Annotated in this window: 19 protein-coding genes and 1 tRNA gene; 7 read left to right on the plus strand and 13 right to left on the minus strand. The window is 67.6% G+C overall.

All coding sequences use genetic code 11. The features are described from left to right. From HY049_12265 to HY049_12275, 3 genes are all read left to right on the plus strand, one after another. The coding region (locus tag HY049_12265; GenBank protein ID MBI3449675.1) for a hypothetical protein at nucleotides 1-2105 on the plus strand (2105 nt) is incomplete at its 5' end. Next, complete coding sequence (locus HY049_12270) at nucleotides 2102-3217, plus strand: hypothetical protein (GenBank protein MBI3449676.1); 1116 nt, start codon at nucleotides 2102-2104, stop codon at nucleotides 3215-3217. The genes HY049_12265 and HY049_12270, both read left to right, overlap by 4 nt. A 178-nt stretch (nucleotides 3218-3395) precedes the next feature. Further along, nucleotides 3396-4367, plus strand: a complete 972-nt coding sequence (locus HY049_12275) for a hypothetical protein (protein MBI3449677.1) — start codon at nucleotides 3396-3398, stop codon at nucleotides 4365-4367. Nucleotides 4368-4394: 27 nt separating this feature from the next. Here HY049_12275 and HY049_12280 read toward each other — a convergent pair whose 3' ends face one another. Continuing rightward, on the minus strand, nucleotides 4395-6230 hold the full coding sequence (locus tag HY049_12280) for a LysM peptidoglycan-binding domain-containing protein (protein ID MBI3449678.1): 1836 nt from the start codon (nucleotides 6228-6230) through the stop codon (nucleotides 4395-4397). A 159-nt stretch (nucleotides 6231-6389) separates the two neighbouring features. On the opposite strand from HY049_12280, the gene HY049_12285 reads away from it, so the two are divergent. The 3 genes from HY049_12285 (at nucleotide 6390) to HY049_12295 (ending at nucleotide 8326) form a co-directional block, all read left to right on the plus strand. Next, nucleotides 6390-6818, plus strand: coding sequence for a hypothetical protein (locus HY049_12285; GenBank protein MBI3449679.1), 429 nt, complete (start codon nucleotides 6390-6392; stop codon nucleotides 6816-6818). Nucleotides 6819-6952: 134 nt separating this feature from the next. After that, nucleotides 6953-8140, plus strand: a complete 1188-nt coding sequence (gene recA / locus HY049_12290) for a recombinase RecA (protein ID MBI3449680.1) — start codon at nucleotides 6953-6955, stop codon at nucleotides 8138-8140. A 111-nt stretch (nucleotides 8141-8251) separates the two neighbouring features. After that, nucleotides 8252-8326, plus strand: a tRNA-Phe gene (locus HY049_12295). An 88-nt stretch (nucleotides 8327-8414) separates the two neighbouring features. On the opposite strand, the gene HY049_12300 is transcribed toward HY049_12295, so the two are convergent. Continuing rightward, on the minus strand, nucleotides 8415-9182 hold the full coding sequence (locus HY049_12300; GenBank protein ID MBI3449681.1) for a hypothetical protein: 768 nt from the start codon (nucleotides 9180-9182) through the stop codon (nucleotides 8415-8417). A gap of 131 nt (nucleotides 9183-9313) precedes the next feature. Beyond that, nucleotides 9314-11230: a hypothetical protein gene (locus tag HY049_12305; protein MBI3449682.1), complete on the minus strand. Its 1917-nt coding sequence runs from the start codon at nucleotides 11228-11230 to the stop codon at nucleotides 9314-9316. 192 nt (nucleotides 11231-11422) lie between these two features. Between HY049_12305 and HY049_12310 the strand changes: the two genes are divergently transcribed. Then, the gene (locus HY049_12310; GenBank protein ID MBI3449683.1) at nucleotides 11423-11710 is read left to right on the plus strand and encodes a hypothetical protein; all 288 of its coding nucleotides are present in this window, start codon (nucleotides 11423-11425) and stop codon (nucleotides 11708-11710) included. On the opposite strand, the gene HY049_12315 is transcribed toward HY049_12310, so the two are convergent. From HY049_12315 to HY049_12360, 10 genes are all read right to left on the minus strand, one after another. After that, nucleotides 11703-12944, minus strand: a complete 1242-nt coding sequence (locus HY049_12315) for a hypothetical protein (GenBank protein ID MBI3449684.1) — start codon at nucleotides 12942-12944, stop codon at nucleotides 11703-11705. The two genes, HY049_12310 and HY049_12315, sit on opposite strands and share 8 nt — an antisense overlap. Nucleotides 12945-13024: 80 nt before the next feature. Continuing rightward, entirely contained in the window at nucleotides 13025-15028 is a 2004-nt protein-coding gene (locus HY049_12320; GenBank protein ID MBI3449685.1) for a hypothetical protein, read from the minus strand. Nucleotides 15029-15318: 290 nt separating this feature from the next. Beyond that, complete coding sequence (locus HY049_12325; protein ID MBI3449686.1) at nucleotides 15319-16068, minus strand: transporter; 750 nt, start codon at nucleotides 16066-16068, stop codon at nucleotides 15319-15321. 209 nt (nucleotides 16069-16277) lie between these two features. Beyond that, nucleotides 16278-16799, minus strand: a complete 522-nt coding sequence (locus HY049_12330) for a copper chaperone Copz family protein (protein MBI3449687.1) — start codon at nucleotides 16797-16799, stop codon at nucleotides 16278-16280. Nucleotides 16800-16803: 4 nt separating this feature from the next. Further along, entirely contained in the window at nucleotides 16804-17187 is a 384-nt protein-coding gene (locus HY049_12335) for a heavy-metal-associated domain-containing protein (protein MBI3449688.1), read from the minus strand. A gap of 471 nt (nucleotides 17188-17658) precedes the next feature. Next, entirely contained in the window at nucleotides 17659-18006 is a 348-nt protein-coding gene (locus HY049_12340) for a mercury transporter MerT (GenBank protein MBI3449689.1), read from the minus strand. Between the two features lie 25 nt (nucleotides 18007-18031). Next, nucleotides 18032-18358 carry a metal-sensitive transcriptional regulator gene (locus HY049_12345; protein MBI3449690.1) on the minus strand — a complete coding sequence of 109 codons (327 nt, stop codon included), beginning with the start codon at nucleotides 18356-18358 and terminating at the stop codon, nucleotides 18032-18034. 82 nt (nucleotides 18359-18440) lie between these two features. Further along, nucleotides 18441-19256, minus strand: a complete 816-nt coding sequence (locus HY049_12350) for a DUF4198 domain-containing protein (protein ID MBI3449691.1) — start codon at nucleotides 19254-19256, stop codon at nucleotides 18441-18443. Further along, on the minus strand, nucleotides 19237-19548 hold the full coding sequence (locus HY049_12355) for a hypothetical protein (GenBank protein MBI3449692.1): 312 nt from the start codon (nucleotides 19546-19548) through the stop codon (nucleotides 19237-19239). The genes HY049_12350 and HY049_12355 overlap by 20 nt, the downstream gene beginning before the upstream one ends. 23 nt (nucleotides 19549-19571) lie before the next feature. Continuing rightward, the gene (locus tag HY049_12360; protein ID MBI3449693.1) at nucleotides 19572-20144 is read right to left on the minus strand and encodes a c-type cytochrome; all 573 of its coding nucleotides are present in this window, start codon (nucleotides 20142-20144) and stop codon (nucleotides 19572-19574) included. Between the last annotated feature and the right edge of the window lies 1 nt (nucleotide 20145).

Consider the following 20145-nt stretch of genomic DNA (forward strand, 5'->3'; position numbering starts at 1 on the left):
GCAAGGGCGGCCTAGATTGTACCCAGGCTCTCACGGACGATGCCACCCGTTCGAAAGTCGAGTCATTTCTGACCCTGGGGTCTCCGCTGCAGGGCACGGAGTTCGCCGATCACTTCTACTACGAGCACCCTGACGTCTTGGTGTTGAACATGGTTTTCGGTCACCCCTTCCCGATATCGGAACTAACCACCTTCAAGCGGTTCTCGTGGTACGCCGAGAACTGGCGACCGATCAGCGTGCGCCAATTCAATTTCGCCGGAAGCGAATACAGTTCGACGGACACAGTCTGCCCGCTCCCGCACCACACGCAGATCTTCCAGGTTTCGAACGACGGGCTCGTCCCGGTGGATAGAGCCTTTCCACCGCTCGCCTCGAGCGCGGTTACCCGGCCGGACTCTCACACGAGCTCAGGGTTCATGCCGAAATCGCCCCCCGCGCCAGCAGCTCAACCGATGCTCTCGGACCCAGCCGTCGCCGCGTGGGCGGTGGCCGTCATGAGGAGCTCCGCGGCAGGAGACGGCGACAACTCGACGCTCCCCGCAACCCAGCCCCTCCCCTCGCCGCCGCCTTCCCCTCTCACGACCGTAAACCTGTCTGGCGGCGTGCTCGGGCTGAGGACGTTCGATCTGCGTCTTCCCGGGGCGGGGAGCTGGTGCTGCCTTAATTTCCCGGTGGATCCCGGTGCGGGTCAGGTCAATTTCTCGTTCCGGTTCTCCCCAGAAACCGCAAACGTCCAGGCGAATCTGATCAGCCCCTCAGGCGCCCGAATCCCGGTGCCCGCTGAGTCCAGCCCCGGCGTCCTTTCTTACACCCTCAATAACCCCGAGCTTGGATGGTGGCGCTACGACTACCAGACCGACGCTGCCGTCCAGTTGCAGGCCGGGGCCACCACAGGCCAGACCGACCTGACGCTCGTCGCTTCAACGGACAAGGTCGATTACGGTGCGAACGACACGATCGTGATAAGGGCGCACCTGAGCAGCCATGGGGTGAGTCTTCCGGGGGCGTCGATCCAGGCTGGGATTTACGACGCTGACAGAGAGTTCGTCGCGTCGCCGACCATGTCGGATCTCGGGAACGGCGACTACATCATCGGTTGGAACTCCTATCCGAACGGCGGGTACTACCAGATTCGAATCGCCGCATACGGCCTGATTCACTGCACCTGGAGCCAGGTGTTCGGAGGTCCCGGCGTATGGCTCTGCGAGGATCGCATCGACCCTCACGGGAACTTCTCGTTCCTGCGCGAAGCCGGAATCCCCATGATTTCACAGAAACCCTCGTCCGCCAGGGTCGACGCGGCGTTTCCGATCACGGAGTCATCCGTGGATTCGGACGGAGACGGGCTTTCCGACTCGCTGCAGATCCAGATCGGAATCTCCAACCCGAGGGTCGCAGGCGACTACCTGGTGAGAGGTGTCCTCACGGACGGTGCCCAGTCGAACTCGCTTTCGTCTTCGGTGACGGTGCACCTGGCGAGCTCCGCCGCGACACAGCCCGTATCCATCCCCTTCGACGGAACGGAATTGAGGAAATGGGGGGTTGACGGGCCATACACGCTGACGTCGGTCCGCATCACGGACCTGACGCGATTCGCGCTCGAGAGCGACTCCCGGTCGCTCCAGCATCCGACTCTCCTCTATCGCTTCTACGACTTTGACGGCCCGCCGCTTTTCTTGAAAGCGGCCCGGGATCTCGTGGAGGCTCTGCAGGCCGGCGGCCACCCCGACACGCTCGTCGTGAATCTCGATGTCGTCGCTGACCCGACCAGGGCAGGAACCTACGCGCTCGCGGCCGAGCTCCAGGATCTCACCGGAGCCCCACTTATGACGATTGAAGAGCCGAACCTGACCCTGGCGACCGGCGTCAACACAATCAGGCTCGAGTTTCCCGCAAGCTCCTTTCACCCCGGCGAGGATGGCCAACGATATCGCCTTGGCAACCTCGTTCTCTCAAACCTTGGCGATCCGTCCGTGGCCCTGACGACGCCCAACGCGTACACTACGGCGATGTATCAGGCGTGCACCTTCCAGGCGGGCGGATGCGGCCAGGGGACGGGCGGAGGAGGTCACCCCGGGGATCCATTGCCGGGAAAGGAAGAGTGATGTCGAGCCATCGTGACTCACCTGGGGGACGGGGTGTTTTCGTCCTCGCCGTGTGGGTCGGCGCATCGGCATGCGCGATCGCATCACCCGTAACGGGCGTAACTCAGTCCAATCCAGACCCTCGGGCGCCGGTCCCAGTCGTGATGGTGAGCCTCACGGCGTCGCTCAAGGCCGGCGAAGGGAAGACCTACGACCTCCCGATCGACGCTTCGGTGGCGCGGCTCTTCGTCGACGTTGTCACCGATCCAAACGTCACGGACCTCGATATCGCCTTCCTCGATCCTTCAGGGAAGTCCCACGACGGCGTCGCGGATGGGGACGATGGGATTACTGGTTTGACGCAGGAGGCCCCAGCCGTGGGTCTCTGGAAGGTGAGGCTGCGCGCGGGAAGCGACATCGTATACTCCTACGAGGCCCACGCCGACTCACCGCTCGTCGTGACCGCTGAGACGGACGGCGAGGCCTACGCGTCGGGGGCGCCAATCGAATTCACCGCAAAGATCTTGAACGCGGGCGTGCCGGTCACCGGGGCGCGCGTGGAGGCATGGCTGATTCCCGACCGCGATCTCCCCCTTATTTTTCAGATCGTCCCGCTCGAGGACCGCGGCGATGGCTCGTACGTGGGCCGCGCGGTGCCGACCGAGCGGGGGACGTTTCGGGCCGAAGTAGTCGCACGTGGCGACGTCCCGGGTGGGTCCTTTCAGAGGGCCTGGGCGCTCCGGCACGGACTCGGCGTCATCCCGGACACGTTGAAGATCCTCTCCGCTCGGGCCGTGACGCCCGAGGATCCCGACGGGAACGGGCGCTTCGAGAAGATCCCGTTCGACGTGATGGTGGATGTTCGTCGGGGGGGCAAGTTCGTCGTCACGAGCCATCTCTCTGAAAGTGGCGGTGCGCAGGTGGCTTGGAGAACGGACTGGATCGACCTTTCTGTTGGACTCCGGACGATTCGCATCGCCTTCATTGGATCCGATGTCGTGCGCTCCGGAAGGGACGGGCCGTACCACCTCCGCAAGGTAGTCATCCAGGACATGCAGGAAGAATCCGCTCCGCCGATCGAAAAGACATTCTCTGGAGTCGAGCAACGGCTGCGCCGCGATCAGTTGGAATGAGTCCGCGCGCTCTTGAACTTCTGAGCTTTACTTAATGTCGAATCGACGCAGAACGTCGCCAGACTGGGTGCTCGTGGTTGTCGCCGTCTTGATGGAGACCATCGCCTGCGTTGTCGCGGCGCCGACGGATAAGTCGGATCGAACGGCTGCCAGACCCCGCAATCCCTTCGCCGTGGTCATGGTCGGCCTCACCGAATCGCTCAAGGCCGGCAAGGAGAAAACCTACGACCTCCCCATCGATGCATCGGTGGCTCGCGTCGCGGTCCTCGTCGCCACCGATCCGAACGTCACGGATCTCGAAGTCGCCGTCCTCGATCCCTCGGGAAAACTCCATCGCCTCGACGATGACGGAGCCGACGACGGGTTCAGAAACGTGGCGCAGGAAAAGCCCGGCGTGGGCCTCTGGAAGGTCCGTCTTCGCGCGGGGAGCGACGTCGTCTACACCTACGAGGCCCACGCCGACTCGCCGCTCGTCGTCACCGCCGAGACGGACGGCGAGGCCTACGCGCCTGGAGTTCCGATCGAGTTCACCGCGAAGGTCTTGAACGCGGGCGTGCCGGTGCCCGGGGCGCGCGTGGAAGTGTGGCTGATTCCCGACCGCGACCCTCCTTTCGTTTTCCAGGTGGTCCCGCTGGACGACCGCGGCGATGGTTCGTACTTCGGCCGAGCGGTGCCGACCGAGCGGGGGACGTTTCGGGGGCAGGTGGTCGCGCGCGGCGACGTCTCGGGTGGATCGTTTCAGAGGGCCTGGGCGCTTCGGCACGGACTCGGCGTCATTCCGGACACGTTGAAAATCCTCTCCGCTCGGGCCGCGGCGCCGGTGGACGCCGACGGGAACGGACGATTCGAGGAGATCCCCTTCGACGTGGATGTCGACGTCCGTCAGGGGGGAAAGGTCGCCGTCAGCAGTTATTTGACCGACCCGGACGGAAAGCAGGCAGGATGGAGTGCGAACTCCCTCGATCTGTCAGTAGGACTCAGAACGATTCGGGTCGCGTTTGAAGGATCGATGGTCCTGCGATCGGGGAGGGATGGTCCGTTTCAACTCCGTCGGATCGCCATACAGCTCCTGGAAGGAGTCTGGGCGCCGCCGATCGAGAAGAAGTTCTCCGGAGTGGAGCAGCGGCTGCGCCGAGATCAGCTGGAATAGGTCCGCGCGCTCAGGGGCGTCTGAGCCCTACCGCGCGTAGATCGTGAGCATGTCGCCGGGGAAGATGTCCCCGGACTTCTTGAGGCCGTTCCACGACCGTAGGTCGTCGACCGACGCCCCATAGCGCTGGGCGATCCGGTAGAGGTTGTCGCCGGGCCGGACCTTGTACGAGAGCTTCTGCGCGGCGTCTTTCTCGGCGGATGCGGTCTTCGCACGGCTCGACGTCGAGCCATGGTGCCCGGCCAACGGCGCCGGAGCGGGGGCGACGCGGGCCGACTTCGAGGCGGCGGTGGACGACGCCATCCGCACCTTCAGCGACTGGCCCGGGAAGAGGAGCGACTTCTCCGTGATGCCGTTCGCCGACGTGAGGGAGCGGACCGACATCCCGAATTGGCGCGCGATGTCCGAGAGGGTGTCACCCGATTGGACCGTGTAGCGCCCGTCGTCTCCTGCCTCGACGTCTGCGGCCGAAGCGCGACCCCCGCGCCGGCGGCCGCTCGAGGCGGCGATGAGCCGGACGTTCGCGATCTTGTCGGAAGGGGCGAGCGACGCATAAGCGGTCTGGAACGATTCGCCGCTCCCCTTCGGCACGCGCAGCGAGTACGACTTCAGCCCCGGGGGAGTGACGGCGCGCGTGAGCTCCGGGTTCAGCTCCTTGATCGCCTCGGGGGTCGTGCCCGAGAGGCGCGCGACGAGCGACAGGTCGGCCGGCCCGTCGACGGTCACGCGGTCGAACTCGAGCGGCGCGTCCTTCTCGATGGCGTCGAAGCCGTATGCCGAAGGGTCCCGCGACATGAGGGAGAGGGCCATGATGGACGGGACGAAGTTCTTCGTCTCATTCCTGAAGTAGCGCGTCGTCATCAGATCCCAGTAGTCGGTCTTCCCCGTCCGCGCCATCGCCTTCTGGACCAGCCCCTCGCCGCAGTTGTACGACGCGAGGACGAGGTTCCAGTCCCCGAACATCCCGTACAGCTCCTTGAGGTACTGCGCCGCGGCGCGGGTCGCCTTCTCGGGATCCGATCTCTCGTCCACGTACGAGTTCTTCGTCAGGCCGTAGCGGCTGCCGGTGGAGGCCATGAACTGCCAGATCCCCCTGGCGCGCGCGCGCGAATAGGCGCTCGGCTTGAACGTCGATTCGGTGAAGGCCAGGTAGATGAGGTCCTCGGGGAGCCCCTCCTCGCGGAGGACGCGGCGGATCATCGGCTCGTAGCGCCCCATCCTCTCATACCCGCCGGCGAAGGCCTTCGTGAAGTGCGTCTGCCACGCCTGCACGAGCGTCAGCACGCGATCGTTGAGGACGACCGGGATCGAGAAACTGTCCCCCGCCGCGAGAGGCTTGACCTTGCGCATCTCGCTGGCGAGCTCCTCGGGGGTGAGGAACTGCTTGATGTCCTTCAGCTCGTCGGCCGGGACGTCGCTCGCGTCGGGCTTCGCCTCGCCGTCGGGGGAGGCGAGCGCCTCGGCCTCGAGCGACTGGATGTCGCGCGCCATGCGATCGTACGCCTCACGGAGGCGCGGCTCGTTCAGCACGTCGAGCCCCGAGGTCATGAAGGTGAGCAGGGCGGCGTCGAAGTGGGAGCGGGCGCGCTCGAGATCTCCGGCGCGGTACGCCTCCTCCCCCATCAGGTACTTGTCGTTCGACTCCTGGATGACGACCGAGATCTGATCGATGAGGACGGGAGCGGGGTGGGGCGGGGCACCTTCCGGTGCCGGACCTTCATCGTGAGAGGCGGCGCCCCCGGAGAGAGGGGCCGGCGCGGGGGCGGCCGGGGCGCTGAGGGGGGCCGGATGGCCCGCGGCGCAGCCGAGGAGGCAGAAAATCGAGAAAACGACGACGCCGATGGCGGAACTTGATCGTCGCAACAGCCCCTCCTCGTCCGTTCCGATGGACGGGAATGTTAAGTTCATCGCGCGACGGGTGTCAACCGAATTGGGCTATAATTTCAGTCTCTTACGCCCCGGAGGGCCTCGATGTCCGATCCCGAAATCTATCCCGCTTCACCGCCCGCGAAGGCACGCCCGATGTCCCTCTACGTCGGCCTCACAGCCCTTGGGATCATCCTGCTCGCCATGGGCGTGGCCGTCCTCCGGAAGGGAGAGGCCGCGCCGGCGCCTCTCGTCAAGGGGGGCGTGGCCCTCTCCCCGTCGATCGGCAAGGGAGAGTCAGGAAGCCCCAGCGCGATCTCGCCGCTCGGGACGGTGCCTCACGGCGCGCTGACGCTCCACTGGTCCCGCGTCGACGGCGTCGACGAGTACCAGGCCTACATCCTCGACAACCAGTTCCGGACGATCTACCGCTCGGAGAAAGTCCGCGGCGACAGCCTTGAGGTGCCCGAGAGCATCGTGAAGGTGATCGACGCCGGGGCGAGCCACTTCTGGCGCGTCGCGGGAACGCGCGCCGACGGCACCGAGGCCACCTCTCCGTCCGTGCAGTTCATGATCGCCCCCTGACGCGGGCCCCGGCTTCGGATCCCTTGACCGTCACGCCGCGGCTCGTCTAAGATGCCGAGGTTCGCTTTGCTTTCGGACCCCCAAAACGGCAAGAATGCCTTCCTGAGAAGCCTCCCCGCCCAAGGAGAAACGGCATGACGACGCAGGACGCGAACGGCAAGGGCAAGGCGCTCGAGGCCGCGGTCGGCCAGATCGAAAAGCAGTTCGGCAAGGGCTCGATCGTGAAGCTCGGCGCGCGGGAGGTTCAGGACATTCCGGTCATCTCGACCACGGCGATGTCGCTCGACGCCGCCCTGGGAATCGGCGGCATCCCGCGGGGCCGCGTCACCGAGATCTACGGCCCGGAATCCTCCGGGAAGACCACGCTCACGCTCCACGTCATCGCGCAGGCCCAGCGCATGGGCGGCCTCGCCGCGTTCATCGACGCCGAGCACGCCCTCGACCCCGATTACGCGCGCAAGCTCGGCGTGGACGTCGACAACCTGCTCGTGAGCCAGCCCGACAACGGCGAGCAGGCGCTCGAGATCGCCGAAGTCCTCGTGCGCTCGGGGGCCATCGACATCCTGGTCATCGACTCCGTCGCGGCCCTCGTCCCCCGGGCCGAGCTCGAGGGGGAGATGGGCGACTCGCACGTGGGGCTGCAGGCGCGGCTCATGTCGCAGGCGCTCCGCAAGCTCACGGGCGTCGTCTCGAAGAGCGGCACGGCGCTCGTCTTCATCAACCAGATCCGCGAGAAGATCGGCGTGATGTTCGGAAACCCCGAGACGACGACCGGCGGGCGCGCCCTCAAGTTCTACTCGAGCGTGCGGCTCGACATCCGGAAGATCGCGTCGATCAAGGAGGGGGAGGAGGTCGTCGGCAACCGCACGAAGGTCAAGGTGGTCAAGAACAAGATGGCCGCCCCCTTCAGGTGGTCCGAGTTCGACATCCTCTACGGCGAGGGGATCTCGCGCGAGGGAGACCTCGTCGATCTCGCCATCGACAAGAAGCTCTTCCAGAAGAGCGGCTCGTGGGTCTCCTACGGCGAGATGCGCGTCGGCCAGGGGCGCGAGAACGCGCGCCAGTTCCTCAAGGAGAACCCCGACGTGAGGGCCGAGGTCGAGAAGAAGCTCAGGGTCCTCACCGGCCTCACGAAGACGCCGGCGGTCACTCCGACCCCCGCCCCGGCGGCCGCACCCACCGCCACGGCAGCCGCCGCCACGGCACCGCATCCGGCGGAGGGCGAGCCGCGCAAGGCGAAGGCCGACACCCCGGTGGTCCCGATCGACGGCGGCGGCCGATCGCGCCCGACGGCGGCGCCCCCTCCTCCGCCGCGGCGGTAGATCTCACGAGCGGCCGGCCGCGAAGGCCGGCCGCACCACCCCGGGCCACGCCAGTTGACACCCCGAAACCCGGCCGGTATGGTGCGGGCCTTCCACAGATTCCCCACGGGTGCCTCGGTAGCTCACCGGTAGAGCGAGGGACTGAAAATCCCTGCGTAGGCGGTTCAATTCCGTCCCGAGGCACCAAGTCCTCCCCCAAAAACCACAAAAGGCCGGCAGCCCGTTCGGGCCACCGGCCTTCGTGTGATCGATGTCGCGGGATCGAGGCCGCGTCCTACCCCATCAGGTACGTCAGGAACGGGCCGTACATCTGGATGATGCGGACCAGCTCGTCGATGAAGGCGGGCTGATCGGGGGTCGCGAGGTACGGGGCGATCTTCTCGCGGTACTGGCGCCGCGGATCGTCCACCTCCATGAAGTACGGGACGTAGAACTGCACCTCGAGGTTGAACCTGTGGTTCAGGCGCTCTGAGACCAGCTCCTTCATCAGCACGTACCAGGACGACGCCGGCTTGAAGTAGCGGTTCTCGGTCTGCTCCACGTCGAACCCGTAGATGGTGTCGACCTTGAACCGGGCCTCCCCGTCCTGGACCAGCTTCTGGCCGCCCATGTCGTGCCGGTGCCAGAGGCGCATCCAGAGCTCGGGGCTCTCCTCGCGGATCCCCTTGAGGATCTCGACGAACTTCTCCTTGTCGCGCGCCAGGGTGTTGAAGCGCTCCCACTGCCGGTTCTTCGCGTGGCTGGGGATGGTGAGACCCACCTCGAGCGTCCGGTGATAGAGGCTGACCGTGAAGTGGCAGTTCTCGTTGTACGCCTCGCCGTCCACGTAGTACACGTCCCATGCGTCGCCAGGCATGTAGGCGTTGACCTGGTCCCTGAACTTCAGGCGCACCCCCAGCGATTGCTGGAACAGGTTGCGAACGCGGGGCTCGGCCGCCTGCATCAGCTCGCGAAGGTCGGCGACGGCCTCTTTCTGGGCCTCGGGGTAACGTTCCGTGATGGGCTTGATGCCTTTGTACACAACTGCTGATTCTCGGGCCACCGTCATCTCCTCGATTTCAGTGCGATCGGTTCGCGTCGGGAATCTCTCTCAGAGGTCGGCCATTATATCACGCAAGTTCTGGATGTCCCGTGAAACGAGACGAACGAGAAAGATACGCGGGAGTCGGCCGTTCAGGGGAGGGCGGCGAGCCTCTCGCGCGCCCGGCGGAGCGCCGGGGTCTCCTCGCCGCGACCCCACGCGGAGACGACGGCCTCGTACGCGGCCCGGGCGCCGGCCCGGTCGCCGGCATCCTCGCGGGCCTGGCCGTCGAGGAGGTGCGCCGGGACGATGACGTCGGGGGCGAAGAGCCCCCGGCCGCCGAGCTTGAAGAGGCGATCGAGCACGCGCTCGGCCTCCTTCGGCTTTCCGAGGGCGAGAAGGGCCCTCGCGTTCGGCTCGAGGAGGTAGGCGTCGGTCGACACGCCGGGGCAGATCGTGAGCTGCGACCCGACGGCGGAGAGCGCCTGCGTGGAGATCTCGTAGGCGTCCCGCCCGCGGCCTCGCTCGAGGTGGACCTGGGCCTGGGTGAGGTAGCTCCACACCTTCATGGACGGCCGCCCCGAGGCGGCCATGCGCCGGAGCGCCCCCTCGTTGTCCCCTGACGCGATGTCCACGAGGGCCGCCGTGTACTCGACCAGACCGGCGCCGCGGCCGGCGAGCGTCTCGCGCGCCTCGGCGGCCGCGCGCTTCGCCTCCTCGATCCTGCCGGCCGCGAGATACGACCTCACCCGCAGCGACATCAGGAGCTGCGCGCGCGGCGTCGGCGCGCCGCCGGGCGGGGCGCCGCTCCGATCGCGATCGAGGGCGTTCTCGAACTGGGCGGCCGCCGCCGCGGGCCTCCCGGCCCAGAGCGCGTTGAGGCCGGCGTGGAGGCGCTCCTCGACGGCGATCGCGGGAGTGAGCTTCAAGTCGGCTTCGGAGTCGTACGACTCGTCGAGGTGCGCGGTGTCCCCGGCGAGGAGGAAGGCCGGCGCCAGCCCCCTTCTGAGGGCGCTGACGTCGCGCGCTTCGGCGCGGGCGGCCGCCGCCAACGAGGGCTCGGCGTGGCCGGAGGCCCCTTCGATAAGGGCGAGGGCGCGGTCGCGGGCCGAATCGAGAGCTTCGTGGCTGCACCCCGGGGCGTCGATCGTGCGGAAAGATTCGGGGGCGAAGCCTGCGAAGGCGGCCATCTCCGCCTCCTCCATCGAGCAGGCGGCGCAGCAGGGATGCGCGAGGAGCGCGGCGGCGAGATCCCCCCGGATGGCGTCGAGGTCGTAGAGGGAGCACTCGCTCCGGCGGAGGAGGGCGCGCAGCACGCGCGCCGGGGCGAGCGATGGGAGCTCGGAGACGACGCCGTCGACGTCGCCGAGCGCCTGCGGCGCGTCCCCGGAGAGGGCGGCGCGCGTCGCGCGGACGAGCCGCCTCGCCGCGCCGGGGAGTTGCTTCGCGTCGTCGAGGCCTCGGAACGCCTCGCTCGCGCCGGCGATGTCGCCGCCGTCCAGGCGCGCGAGGCCGAGCGCGAAGGCGGGTACCGGGCCGGAGGGCGCACGGGCCGCGGCGGCGCCCGCCGCGCCTCCTGCGGCCATCTCACCTCCTGCTTCGCCCGCGACCCACGCGCGCAGGGTGTCGAGGAGCGCCGCCGACGCCGCGTCGCCGAGACCGCCGATGCCGAGATCGGCGAGCGTCCTCACCGCCGAGCGCCGCGAGTGCCTGGGGAGCGCCAAGAGCATCCGGCGGGCGGCGTCGAGGGCGTCGGCGCCCCGCGCCCCCGCGAGGCGGCCGACGGCCGGAGCGGTCAGGACGAACGTCTCGCGCGCGGGGGGATCGAGCGGGCGCCACCTCACGTCGATGTGAGGGGTGAGGACGAGGGCGAGGTACGCGAGCCGCGCGGCGTCTGCGGCTATCTCGCGTCCCGGCACGGCGCTCTCGGCGAGCCCCGGGCGGATCGCGACGACGTCGTAGCGGATCTTCTTCGCCCCCTCGGCCCGCGATGCGGAGCCGAGAGCGAGCGACGCCACGACCGCGACGGCGATCGCAACGCGCGTGGAACGATGCCGGCCCCGGCCCATGCCCCCTCCCGATCGTGATGGATGCGTCATCCTAGATTACACGCTCCCCTTCCCTCTCATGCGACACGGGCGACCGCCCCCCGGTTGCGTCGGGAGGCGCGGGAGCGCGTGATATACTCCGCCGTCCACCGCACGATTTCACGAGATTCTCGCCGCCGGCGAGAGACCCCACCGGCCGGAGATGCGAACGCGATGAGCTACGTCGAGTACGTCGTCGAGAAGAGCGGCATCGGCAAGGTCGTCTACTTCATCGCCGTCAAGGAGGACGGCGACGGCTTCATGGCCGGCTTCTTCCCGGCCTACATGGCCCCCACCCCGGGCGAGGACTCCGACGAGGATCTCTTCGATCTCGCGAACCCCGACCACACCGTCACCGGCCCGACGCGCGAGGGGGCGATGGACAACCTCAGGAAGTGGGTCGAGGAGAAGTTCGCCGGGAAGATCCACGAGCGCCGCACCACCCGCGTCCCCGTCAAGTAGCGCGACCGTCGATCCTCCGCCAGGGGGACAGGTGCGAGCGCCAGAGGGCGCGAAAGATCCCCGCCGCGCGGAACGCCCGCCTTCCGGTCAGCACCGAGAGCGCCTCGAGGGCGCTCCAGACGAGGTAGGCGACCGTCACCTGGAAGTGGATCTCGGGCATGCCGACCAGCGGGCCCACGAACTGGACGAACCAGAGCACGAAGATCCCCACCGCCTCGTACCACGCGAACGACATGTTGCACAGCAGGATGAAGCCGAGCGCGGACTGGCTGATCGTCAGCAGGATCTCCGTCCTCTGGTGCTGGTCGAAGACCACGGGGACGACGGAGCCCGAGCTCCAGCAGTAGACGACCGGTATCATGGCCACGAGCATCGTCCACTGGTTGATGTTGGACGAGACCATGTTCATGAGGGCCACGGGCGCCCCCCGGATCTTCCGCGCCCAGTAGAAGGCGCTCCCGCTCTCCGGGAACTCCGACAGGAACGGCGCGATCCACTGCACGAAGAAGTACTGCGACATCCCCATCGACACGGCGAGCGCGAGGAGGCTCTCGAGGAACGGCTCCGCCACGAGATAGAGGATCAGCCCGCCGGCGAGGAAGAGGCCGAAGATGACCGCGTTCCGCGTCGCAGGCTTCAGCCCGAGGATGGCCCTGGGGATCGCCTCCATGTCCTCGATGTGCTCGGCCTCCTGGGGAGGGAGGCGGTTGAGGAGGAAGAGGTAGGCGAAGTAGATCACCATGAGGGCGACCGAGTCCACGATCGTCAGCGTCCCCTTCGCCCAGATGAAGATGAAGTAGAGGAGCGGGGGGACGAGAGCCATCACCTGCACGGAGTGCTCGTTCTCGAGCCGGATCTCGCGCAGCGGTCTCCTGTGCTTGCGCCGGCAGCCGACCGCGGCGACGAGGTAGATGGCCGGCCACGCGAGGCCGACGAGGAGCCTCAGGCTCCCGGTGAAGTTCGCGGAGATCAGCTCGACGCCGTGCGGCGTGTGGGGCGCGTTCCAGGCGATGACCGCCTCGACCGCGAACTCGGGGAGGGTCTGGAGCCACGCGAGGATGGCGAGCGCCAGCCCCTGCGAGATGAGGAACTGCGCGGCCTCCGCCCCCCACGCGATGATCAGCGCCGCGAGGACGATCGACGGGAAGGTCCACAGGGCCGACGAAGCGGACGCGGGGGCGCTCCCCTCGACGAACTCACGGTAGAGTCGGAACAGACTGCCCGGGATCTTCAACCTGTCTCAGTCTCCGCTCTTCCGGTCCATCGCGCTCCGGAAGGGCGCGCATTATGACAGGTCGCATCCCCCGCTTCATCTCACCGGCGTCCCCGCGGCTCCGCCGGACGCATCTCCATGCCGCCGTCCATGCGGCCCGTGGTGACCTTGAACGCCGTCGTGGAGAGAGGCCCCCAGTTTCCGTGCGTGTCCATGGCCCTGGCGTAGACAGTGTAGGTGGCGCCTATCACGAGATCTCTGACGTCCACGATCGCCCTGAACCGCGCCGCGGAGTTTCTGGACTTCAACCGCACGAGGGTTCCGGCGCCCGGCAGGCTCCGTCCGTCGAGGGAGTACTCCACGAAAGCGGGGCGGGAGCCTCCCGTCGCCGAGTCGTCGACCTTCCCCATGAGGGTGACCCTCCGGGCCCCCGACGTGTGGTGGGGCATCGCGTCGAACCACACGATCTCGGGACCCGCCTCGTCGGGCCCGCCGGTGCTGACGCTCAGCGGGACGAGCCTCTCCTTCCCCCAGTGACCGGCCGCGTCCTTCGCGCGCACTCCCGCGACGTAGGCTCCCGGCGGCCATGCCGTCACGTCCATCGCCGCGGTCAGCAGCTCCCGGGGGGAATCGAAGGCGCCGTCGTCGGCCGTCATGGGAATGCCTTCGCCTGGCGGCGGCGCCGTGCCGACGTAGTACTCGGCGGCGGTCACGACGGCATTGCCCGTCGAGGCGTCGTCCGCGGTCGCGTACAGGAGAGCCGTGGGAGCGCCCGAGGTCGGGCTGGGAGCGAAGCGGGCCGCCATGACGGTCGGTCCCGTCGTATCCGCGGACCGATTGACCTCGAACGAGGCGTCGCAGTACGGGCTCCACAGTCCGGCGGCGTCGACGCCGTGAATGACCACCGGATACACGCCGTCGGCCAGGCCGGTCGTCGGCAGATCCCCGCCAGTCTCCTCGGCCGCCGAATCGAGGACGCCATCCTCCGCCTCAAGCGGAACTCCGGTGCCGTCCTGGCCTGGCGCTCCCAGGAACGCCTCCGCTCCGTAGATCGGCGAGCCGCCCGTCGACGAATCGTCGATCCCCGCCCTGACGTAGACCGGCTGCCCCGGAGGCACCACAGCCGGCCAGGCGGCGCCGCACGACGCCGAGGGCGCCTGGACGTCGCCCTCAGGAGGCGCCGTCACTTCGAAGGGGGCGGACTCGACAGGACCCCAGTTGCCGAGGATGTCGGCGCCCTGGAGATCAACCATGTACGATCCCGCGAGCAGTCCGGAGATGTCCAGCGTCCCCGTCACCCCTTCCTCGGCAGAACTCCATTGCCCGTCGCTCGCGACGAGAGGCCGCCAGACGCCGGCCGCCTCCTGGAGAATCGATCCGACGTGAACACGCGCTTCCCGGATCGGCGACATTCCGCTCGTCGCATCGCTCGCGATCGCCCTCACGGCGATCTGCCGGACGCCTCCTGTCGGCGTCGGGGACATCGTGATGCCCGAGATGGTCGGCCCCGTCGCATCGGTGGAGACGACGTCGAAGGGCGGCAGAGGTACGGCGTGCCACCTCAGAAAGACGTGAGCGATCGACGCAGGTGGATTCGGCTCCTGGATGTTGCCGAACCATGCGACCCGCCATCGATGTGTGCCGGGAACGTAGGGGGCCGTGATCCTGAGGACGATCGGCCCGGGCAGCCGGCTCGCCGTCCAGTTCGGATCGCCGTCGTCGCCGATGCCGGTCGGGCCGGTGGCCCGCGCCAGCTCGACACCGTTCTCGTCCTCCACCCGCGCGCGGATCCACCCGGGCTGGTTCCCTCCCGTCACGAACACCGTCATCGGCTCGCCGGCGCTGTAGGAGGACTTGTCCGTCCACCCCCGGAAGTTGATCTGCTGCGTGCGGCCGTTCGCGAACATCCCGTGATAGTGACACCCGGCGCAGGTGGGGCCGTCCGCCGGCGAACGATCGGGTGACGTGCCGTCATGGCACCCGCTCTTCGCGCAGTACCGGCTGAAGTAGGACGGGTGGGCGTCGGCCGGGCTCGCACCCGGAAGGGCCGCGAGCGCCAGGAGGGTCAGGACCGCCGTCGCACGGATCGGCCGTGGAGCACGCATGTTCATTCCTCCTCTAGGGCCCGTCGATGCCGTGGTCGGGTGCGCCGCCACACCCACGCAGGGGGCAAGGGGACGCAGGCGCGGGGGGCGGCGCGGAGGGCGACACAACCGGGATGAAGGCCGCGGGATCGAGCGCGGCCGGTCGCAAGACGCGCGTCTTCTTGATGATCCCGGAACTCCGGACTCACGAGGCGCCCGCGGAGGCGCTCGCTTGTCTCCGGTGATGACACCGGGGTTCGGCTGGATCTAGCAAGAGCGCTGCCGCTCGGCGCTTCTCCGAGCGGAATCGCTCAGTCCACCGGGTGCCGGTGCGTGCCGAAGGTCCCCTGCCACGCGACGACGAACTCGTTGCGCGCGACGAGCTGCCCCTCGCCGGTCGCGCGATCGCCGTTCATGTCGGCCCGGATCAGCCGGGAGACGAGGAGCCCGACGTTCTGGCGGCGCCTCACGCTCCAGAGGATGCCGCCGCTCGCACGTGAAGAGGATCCGCCTCGGGTCACCATGGAGACGCCCTTCAGCTCATCGACACCGGTGTAGCGCCACTGCGCGCCGAGCAGCCACGACAGAGAGTCTCCTGCGAGAGGGTGCGAGAGGGTCACGGCGCCGGTGCGGCTCGCCGCGAAGTGGTACCCGTTCCGGTCGTCCCCGAGCGGATACTGCGCGTCGATCTGTCCGAAGATCCGCGATCGCCCCGCCCTCCACGCCACCTCGCCGCCGACGTCGAGCGTCACGGCCCCGCGTGTGAATGAGACGTTCTCCGCGATGTCGCGGGAGCTGTTCGCTTTCCCCGTCGGGAGCCACGCCCCGTAGATCGCGACGGCCGTGAAGCGCCCGTTCTTCTCGGGGTCGGTCAGCGACTGGCGCGCGTCGAGAAGAAGATCCCCCGTTCCCGTCGTTTCGAAGGCGCCAGGCCCTGAAAGCGCGGTGCGACGAAGCGGGGCCAACCCCGTGAGGGAGAAGCGCTCGCTCAGCCCGACTTCACCGGTGAGGAGTACCGACTGCTGGACGGTCCTCGGGCTGTCGGTGTGACCATTCCGCACCGCGTCGAGCTAGGGCACGTCGAGGATCTGATCGCCGTACGCGACGCCGGCGGACCATTCGCCCACGGGACGGACCGAGTGGAATCCGAAGCTCCCGACCGGGAGCTGGGGGCTGGCTCAGGCTCACCCGATGCCGGCCCGGGCCGGGATGGCGCTCGACGCCATGACGAGAAGCACCAGGGTGATCGGCCTGAAACTGCGCGGCGCCTTCATGACGATTCACTCTCCTCGCGTTCGAGGCCGGCGTCAAGATCGCGCGCTCGAGCGGCTGGCCCCGGATTCCTCTGCGACGCCTGCGCGCATCGTCTCACATCGCCGAGGCAGCACACCCCCGACGGGTTCTTCACTTCACACGCGCATCGGCCAGCCCTCACCTCCGCCGCGATCCAGTCGGCGATGGCGCTTCGCCCCGTGCGCACGATCTCCTCGCGCACGTCTCCGGCGGTGACGTTGAAGCAGTAGCAGAGTGGAATGGGATCCGTCGATTCCTTGGCGCCGATTCTTGTGAGAGAGGCGTCCTTTTCGACGAGGCGCCCGTCCGAACCGTAGTAAAGCACCGGACAGTCTCTCGAGCCGCAGAACCTCTGCTCGACCCCGAGCAACCGTGCCGCCACGTCTGCCCGCACGTGAGCCGATACCGTTCTGGCCGAGACGAGGCGCCCCTGCGCTCCGCATCGGGGGCAAGCGATGTGCGGCCGGTTCGCGATCGCGGGGCAACAGGTCTCTTCCATCTCGTCAGGAGCCCGCCGGCGCTTGCGCGAGAGACGCCTTGAAGCCGGTCTGGTCGATCGCCTCGACGATCTTTTCAATCGTGACCGTCGCCTCGAGGAAGGCCACCGTCGCCGTCCCTCTCGTGGAGTCCACGTGGACGGAAACGACCCCATCCAGTTTCTTGAGTGCCATCCTGATCGCCGCCTCGCAGCCGCCGCACGTCATCCCGCTGACCTTCAGGGTGACGGTGGATTCACCGGCCCTGGGCCGGGATCCAGTTCCGCTCGGGGAGCCCGTGTCCCCCTCGGTTCCGCCTCCCGGCTTCCCCGCGGCGGCGAGCAAGTCCGTTTCGAGGTGGTGGATTTCCTGCACCACGGTGCCGCCCCAGCTCACGAGTCTCGGCGGCATCTCGTTCCAGCGCGCCCCGGGTTCGTAGAGGAGATACGTGTCCCAGAGGACGACTCCCTGGTCGTCGGGTCTGAGCTGACGGCCGTACCACGTGCCGAGAGCCTTGTCGCCGTCCCAGAATTCCGTGACTCGAGCGTCCTTGAAGATCCCCTTCGGCCAGAACGAGCGGCGATCGGTGAGAATCATCTCGAACCAGATTGCGTACACTTTCACCTTCAGCGACGGGTTTCGATCGAGTATCTGCTCCTGCACCCTCCGGGCGCCCTCGACGCAGACCGGTCACGTCGGAGAGAGAAGCAGGACAACCCGTGGCACACCGAGGTCCCTGTCGAATCGAGCGCCGAAACTCTCGACGCTTGAGACATCCGGCGGGCCGCCATCGGCCGGGGGTGCCGTGAGCAGGTACAAACCAGCGACGAGGACGAGTACGATTGCCAGCGCCACGATGCTTCGACGCAAGAGTCCCCCCTTTCAGAACAAATACGGCGCGTAGTACGGGAACGCGAGGACGCCAACCACGATGGCGGAGGTGATCCAGAGGAGGACTTTCAAGCCGCGCGTTCGGGACGCCGTCCGGCAGGCTCCGTCCTCATCGCAATCCTCCGCGTCGGGTTTTCGATAGATCTGGTAGAACGCAGTTCCGAGCAGCAACAGCGTCAGGCTGACGAGCCAACCCCTGTAGGGAGCGATCGCGACGGCGAAGGAGGCGCCGCCGAGACCAAGCGCCACGAACAGGACGGGGCCGATGCAGCACGCCGACGCCGCCACCGCCGCGGCGAGCGCCCCTCCCAGAGTCAGCCCCTCTTTCGATGCGTTCATTGCTTCCTCTTCACCGGGTCAGCCCTCAGATCTGGCGCAAGGCCATCGTCAGGGCGGCCTTCAAACCTGCGAGGGCCTCCTCTCCCTTGCCCTTGCGGGCGCAGCTCAGGACGCAGGTGTCGATGTGCGCTTCGAGCAATTTCGCCATCAGGCCGCTCAGGGACGAGCGGATGGCCGAGGCCTGCATGAGCAGCTCGTGGCATTCGGCGCCGGCCTCCATCTGGCGGCCAAGTCCTTTGAGGTGTCCCTCGATGCGGGCCAGTCGGTTGCGGATTTCGCCCTGGTGCACTTCTCCGAGGTTCGCATAGCTCAGCTCGCCGCCGCCTGCCGCCTTTCTCCGCGCATGCACCATGCCGCCTCCATATGCCCATCCCCGGGAGGGGGATACTGGAATCTCAACGATACTCCGAGGCCCTTTATTCCGCAAGCGGCACTCAGTCGGGGCGAACCTCGAGGGTGAGCGTCGCGAAATCGCTCTCCCACTCACCATCACGCGTCGAGGACGAACGCAGGTCGGTCCCTCGCAACAGCCAGGGGCCCGGCCGATCGAGGGAGATGACGCAGCGTCCCTCCGCGTCGGTCGTCCGGATGGTGCCGGCCGCGTCGCCTTCACGGACCACCCCGACGGGAAATGCCGCGGCCGGCGACCCTCCCTTCAGAACGCGAACGGTCAGCCCGACACCCGATCGGAGCGTCGTCGGATCGCTCTCCGGGACGATCTCGAGCGCCGCCCCGATCGGGACGGCCCACGAGCGATCGGCTCCCGGCTCCCCCACCCTCACGAATGTCTTGGCGTGTTTCGTGTACGTCTCCCGCCAGGGCTTTTTCCCGCCGGAGGCGGCCCAGGTCTTCCGGATCGACTCGGGGGCGTCGATCTCGTCGAGGTACTCCTTCACCTGATCGGGCGTCATCTCGATCGCCCTGGGCTTGAGGTCCACGGAGATCGTCGCGATTCCCACCGTCTCGAGCCGCGCGGTGAGGCGCATCGAATGGGAGATCTTCGAGCGTTCTTCGATCCCCGAGGTCCTCCCGCCGAGGCGGCAGACGGCCCGGTCGACCCTATCCGGCTCGATCGCGTAGTCGAGCGCCGGGTACCCCATCCCGCTGGTGAGATCCAATCCCACGACCGACGCTGCCGGAACGGACCATCGCTCGGGCGCCATCCAGGTATCGTGGGCGAACGACATCCCCGGGACGGCCGTCAGGAGCGCGAGCACTCCGGCCGCGACGTCACTTCTTCGCGACCGCAAGGAGCACCTCCCGGGCGATCATCTTCCCATCCTTCTGGATCGCCGTGACCACCGCGCGCTCGCCGACCTTCACATCCCCTACGGTCGCCTGGGCCTTCCCTCGGAGAATCTTCGTGTCTGCGTTGAGCCCGATCGTCGCCTTGGGGCCGTCCTTCGTCGCGAGCTCGACGTGCGTCGCATCGATCGCCGCGATGGTCCCCATGATCTTGTGGTCGTGCCCCTCGTGCGCGAGGGCGGGGCCCGCGAGAACGCACGTAACGGCGATCGAGAGAGCCATGGCTGTTTTCTTCATCGCGTTTCTCTCCTGTGCGTCGCTCAGTGCACTTCGAGGAACCTGCGGGCTTCTTCGTCGTCCTCGAACTCCTTCCGTGTCCTGGGGTTCGCCTCAGCCATCTCCTGAACCTCCTCGGAGGTGATTCGCGGGAGATGACGGATGAATTGGACGAGCGCCCAGGATTCACGATCGTCCTCCGGCGTCTCCTCCCCCCAGGCCGGCATCCCGGTGAGCCGGATGCCGTTCTTGATGATGTAGAAGATCTCTCCGTCCGAGAGGGACTGGGTCCCCTCGGACCCCATGTCCGGCGCCTTCGGATAGAGGCTCCGACCCATAGTCGTTTGGCCGCGGCCGTCGTTGCCGTGGCAGAGGGCGCAGTGGTCGGCGAAGTGGGCTCGACCCTGTGCGAGAACCTCCGACGTCGCCGGCAGGGGATTTCGAATCTCTCGCGCGCCGGGCGGAAGGGCGTGCCGGCGCATGCGGCGCGCCATGAACGCCTCGAGAGCCGTCGGCTCCTCGCGGGCGCTGAAGCCGTGAGTCCACGAAGGGAAGATCGCGACCACGGCCCCGACGACGAGCGTGACCAGGATCAGGATCGCTATCCACATCCGCATC

The sequence above is a fragment of the Acidobacteriota bacterium genome (assembly GCA_016195325.1).
GTDB lineage: Bacteria > Acidobacteriota > Polarisedimenticolia > JACPZX01 > JACPZX01 > JACPZX01.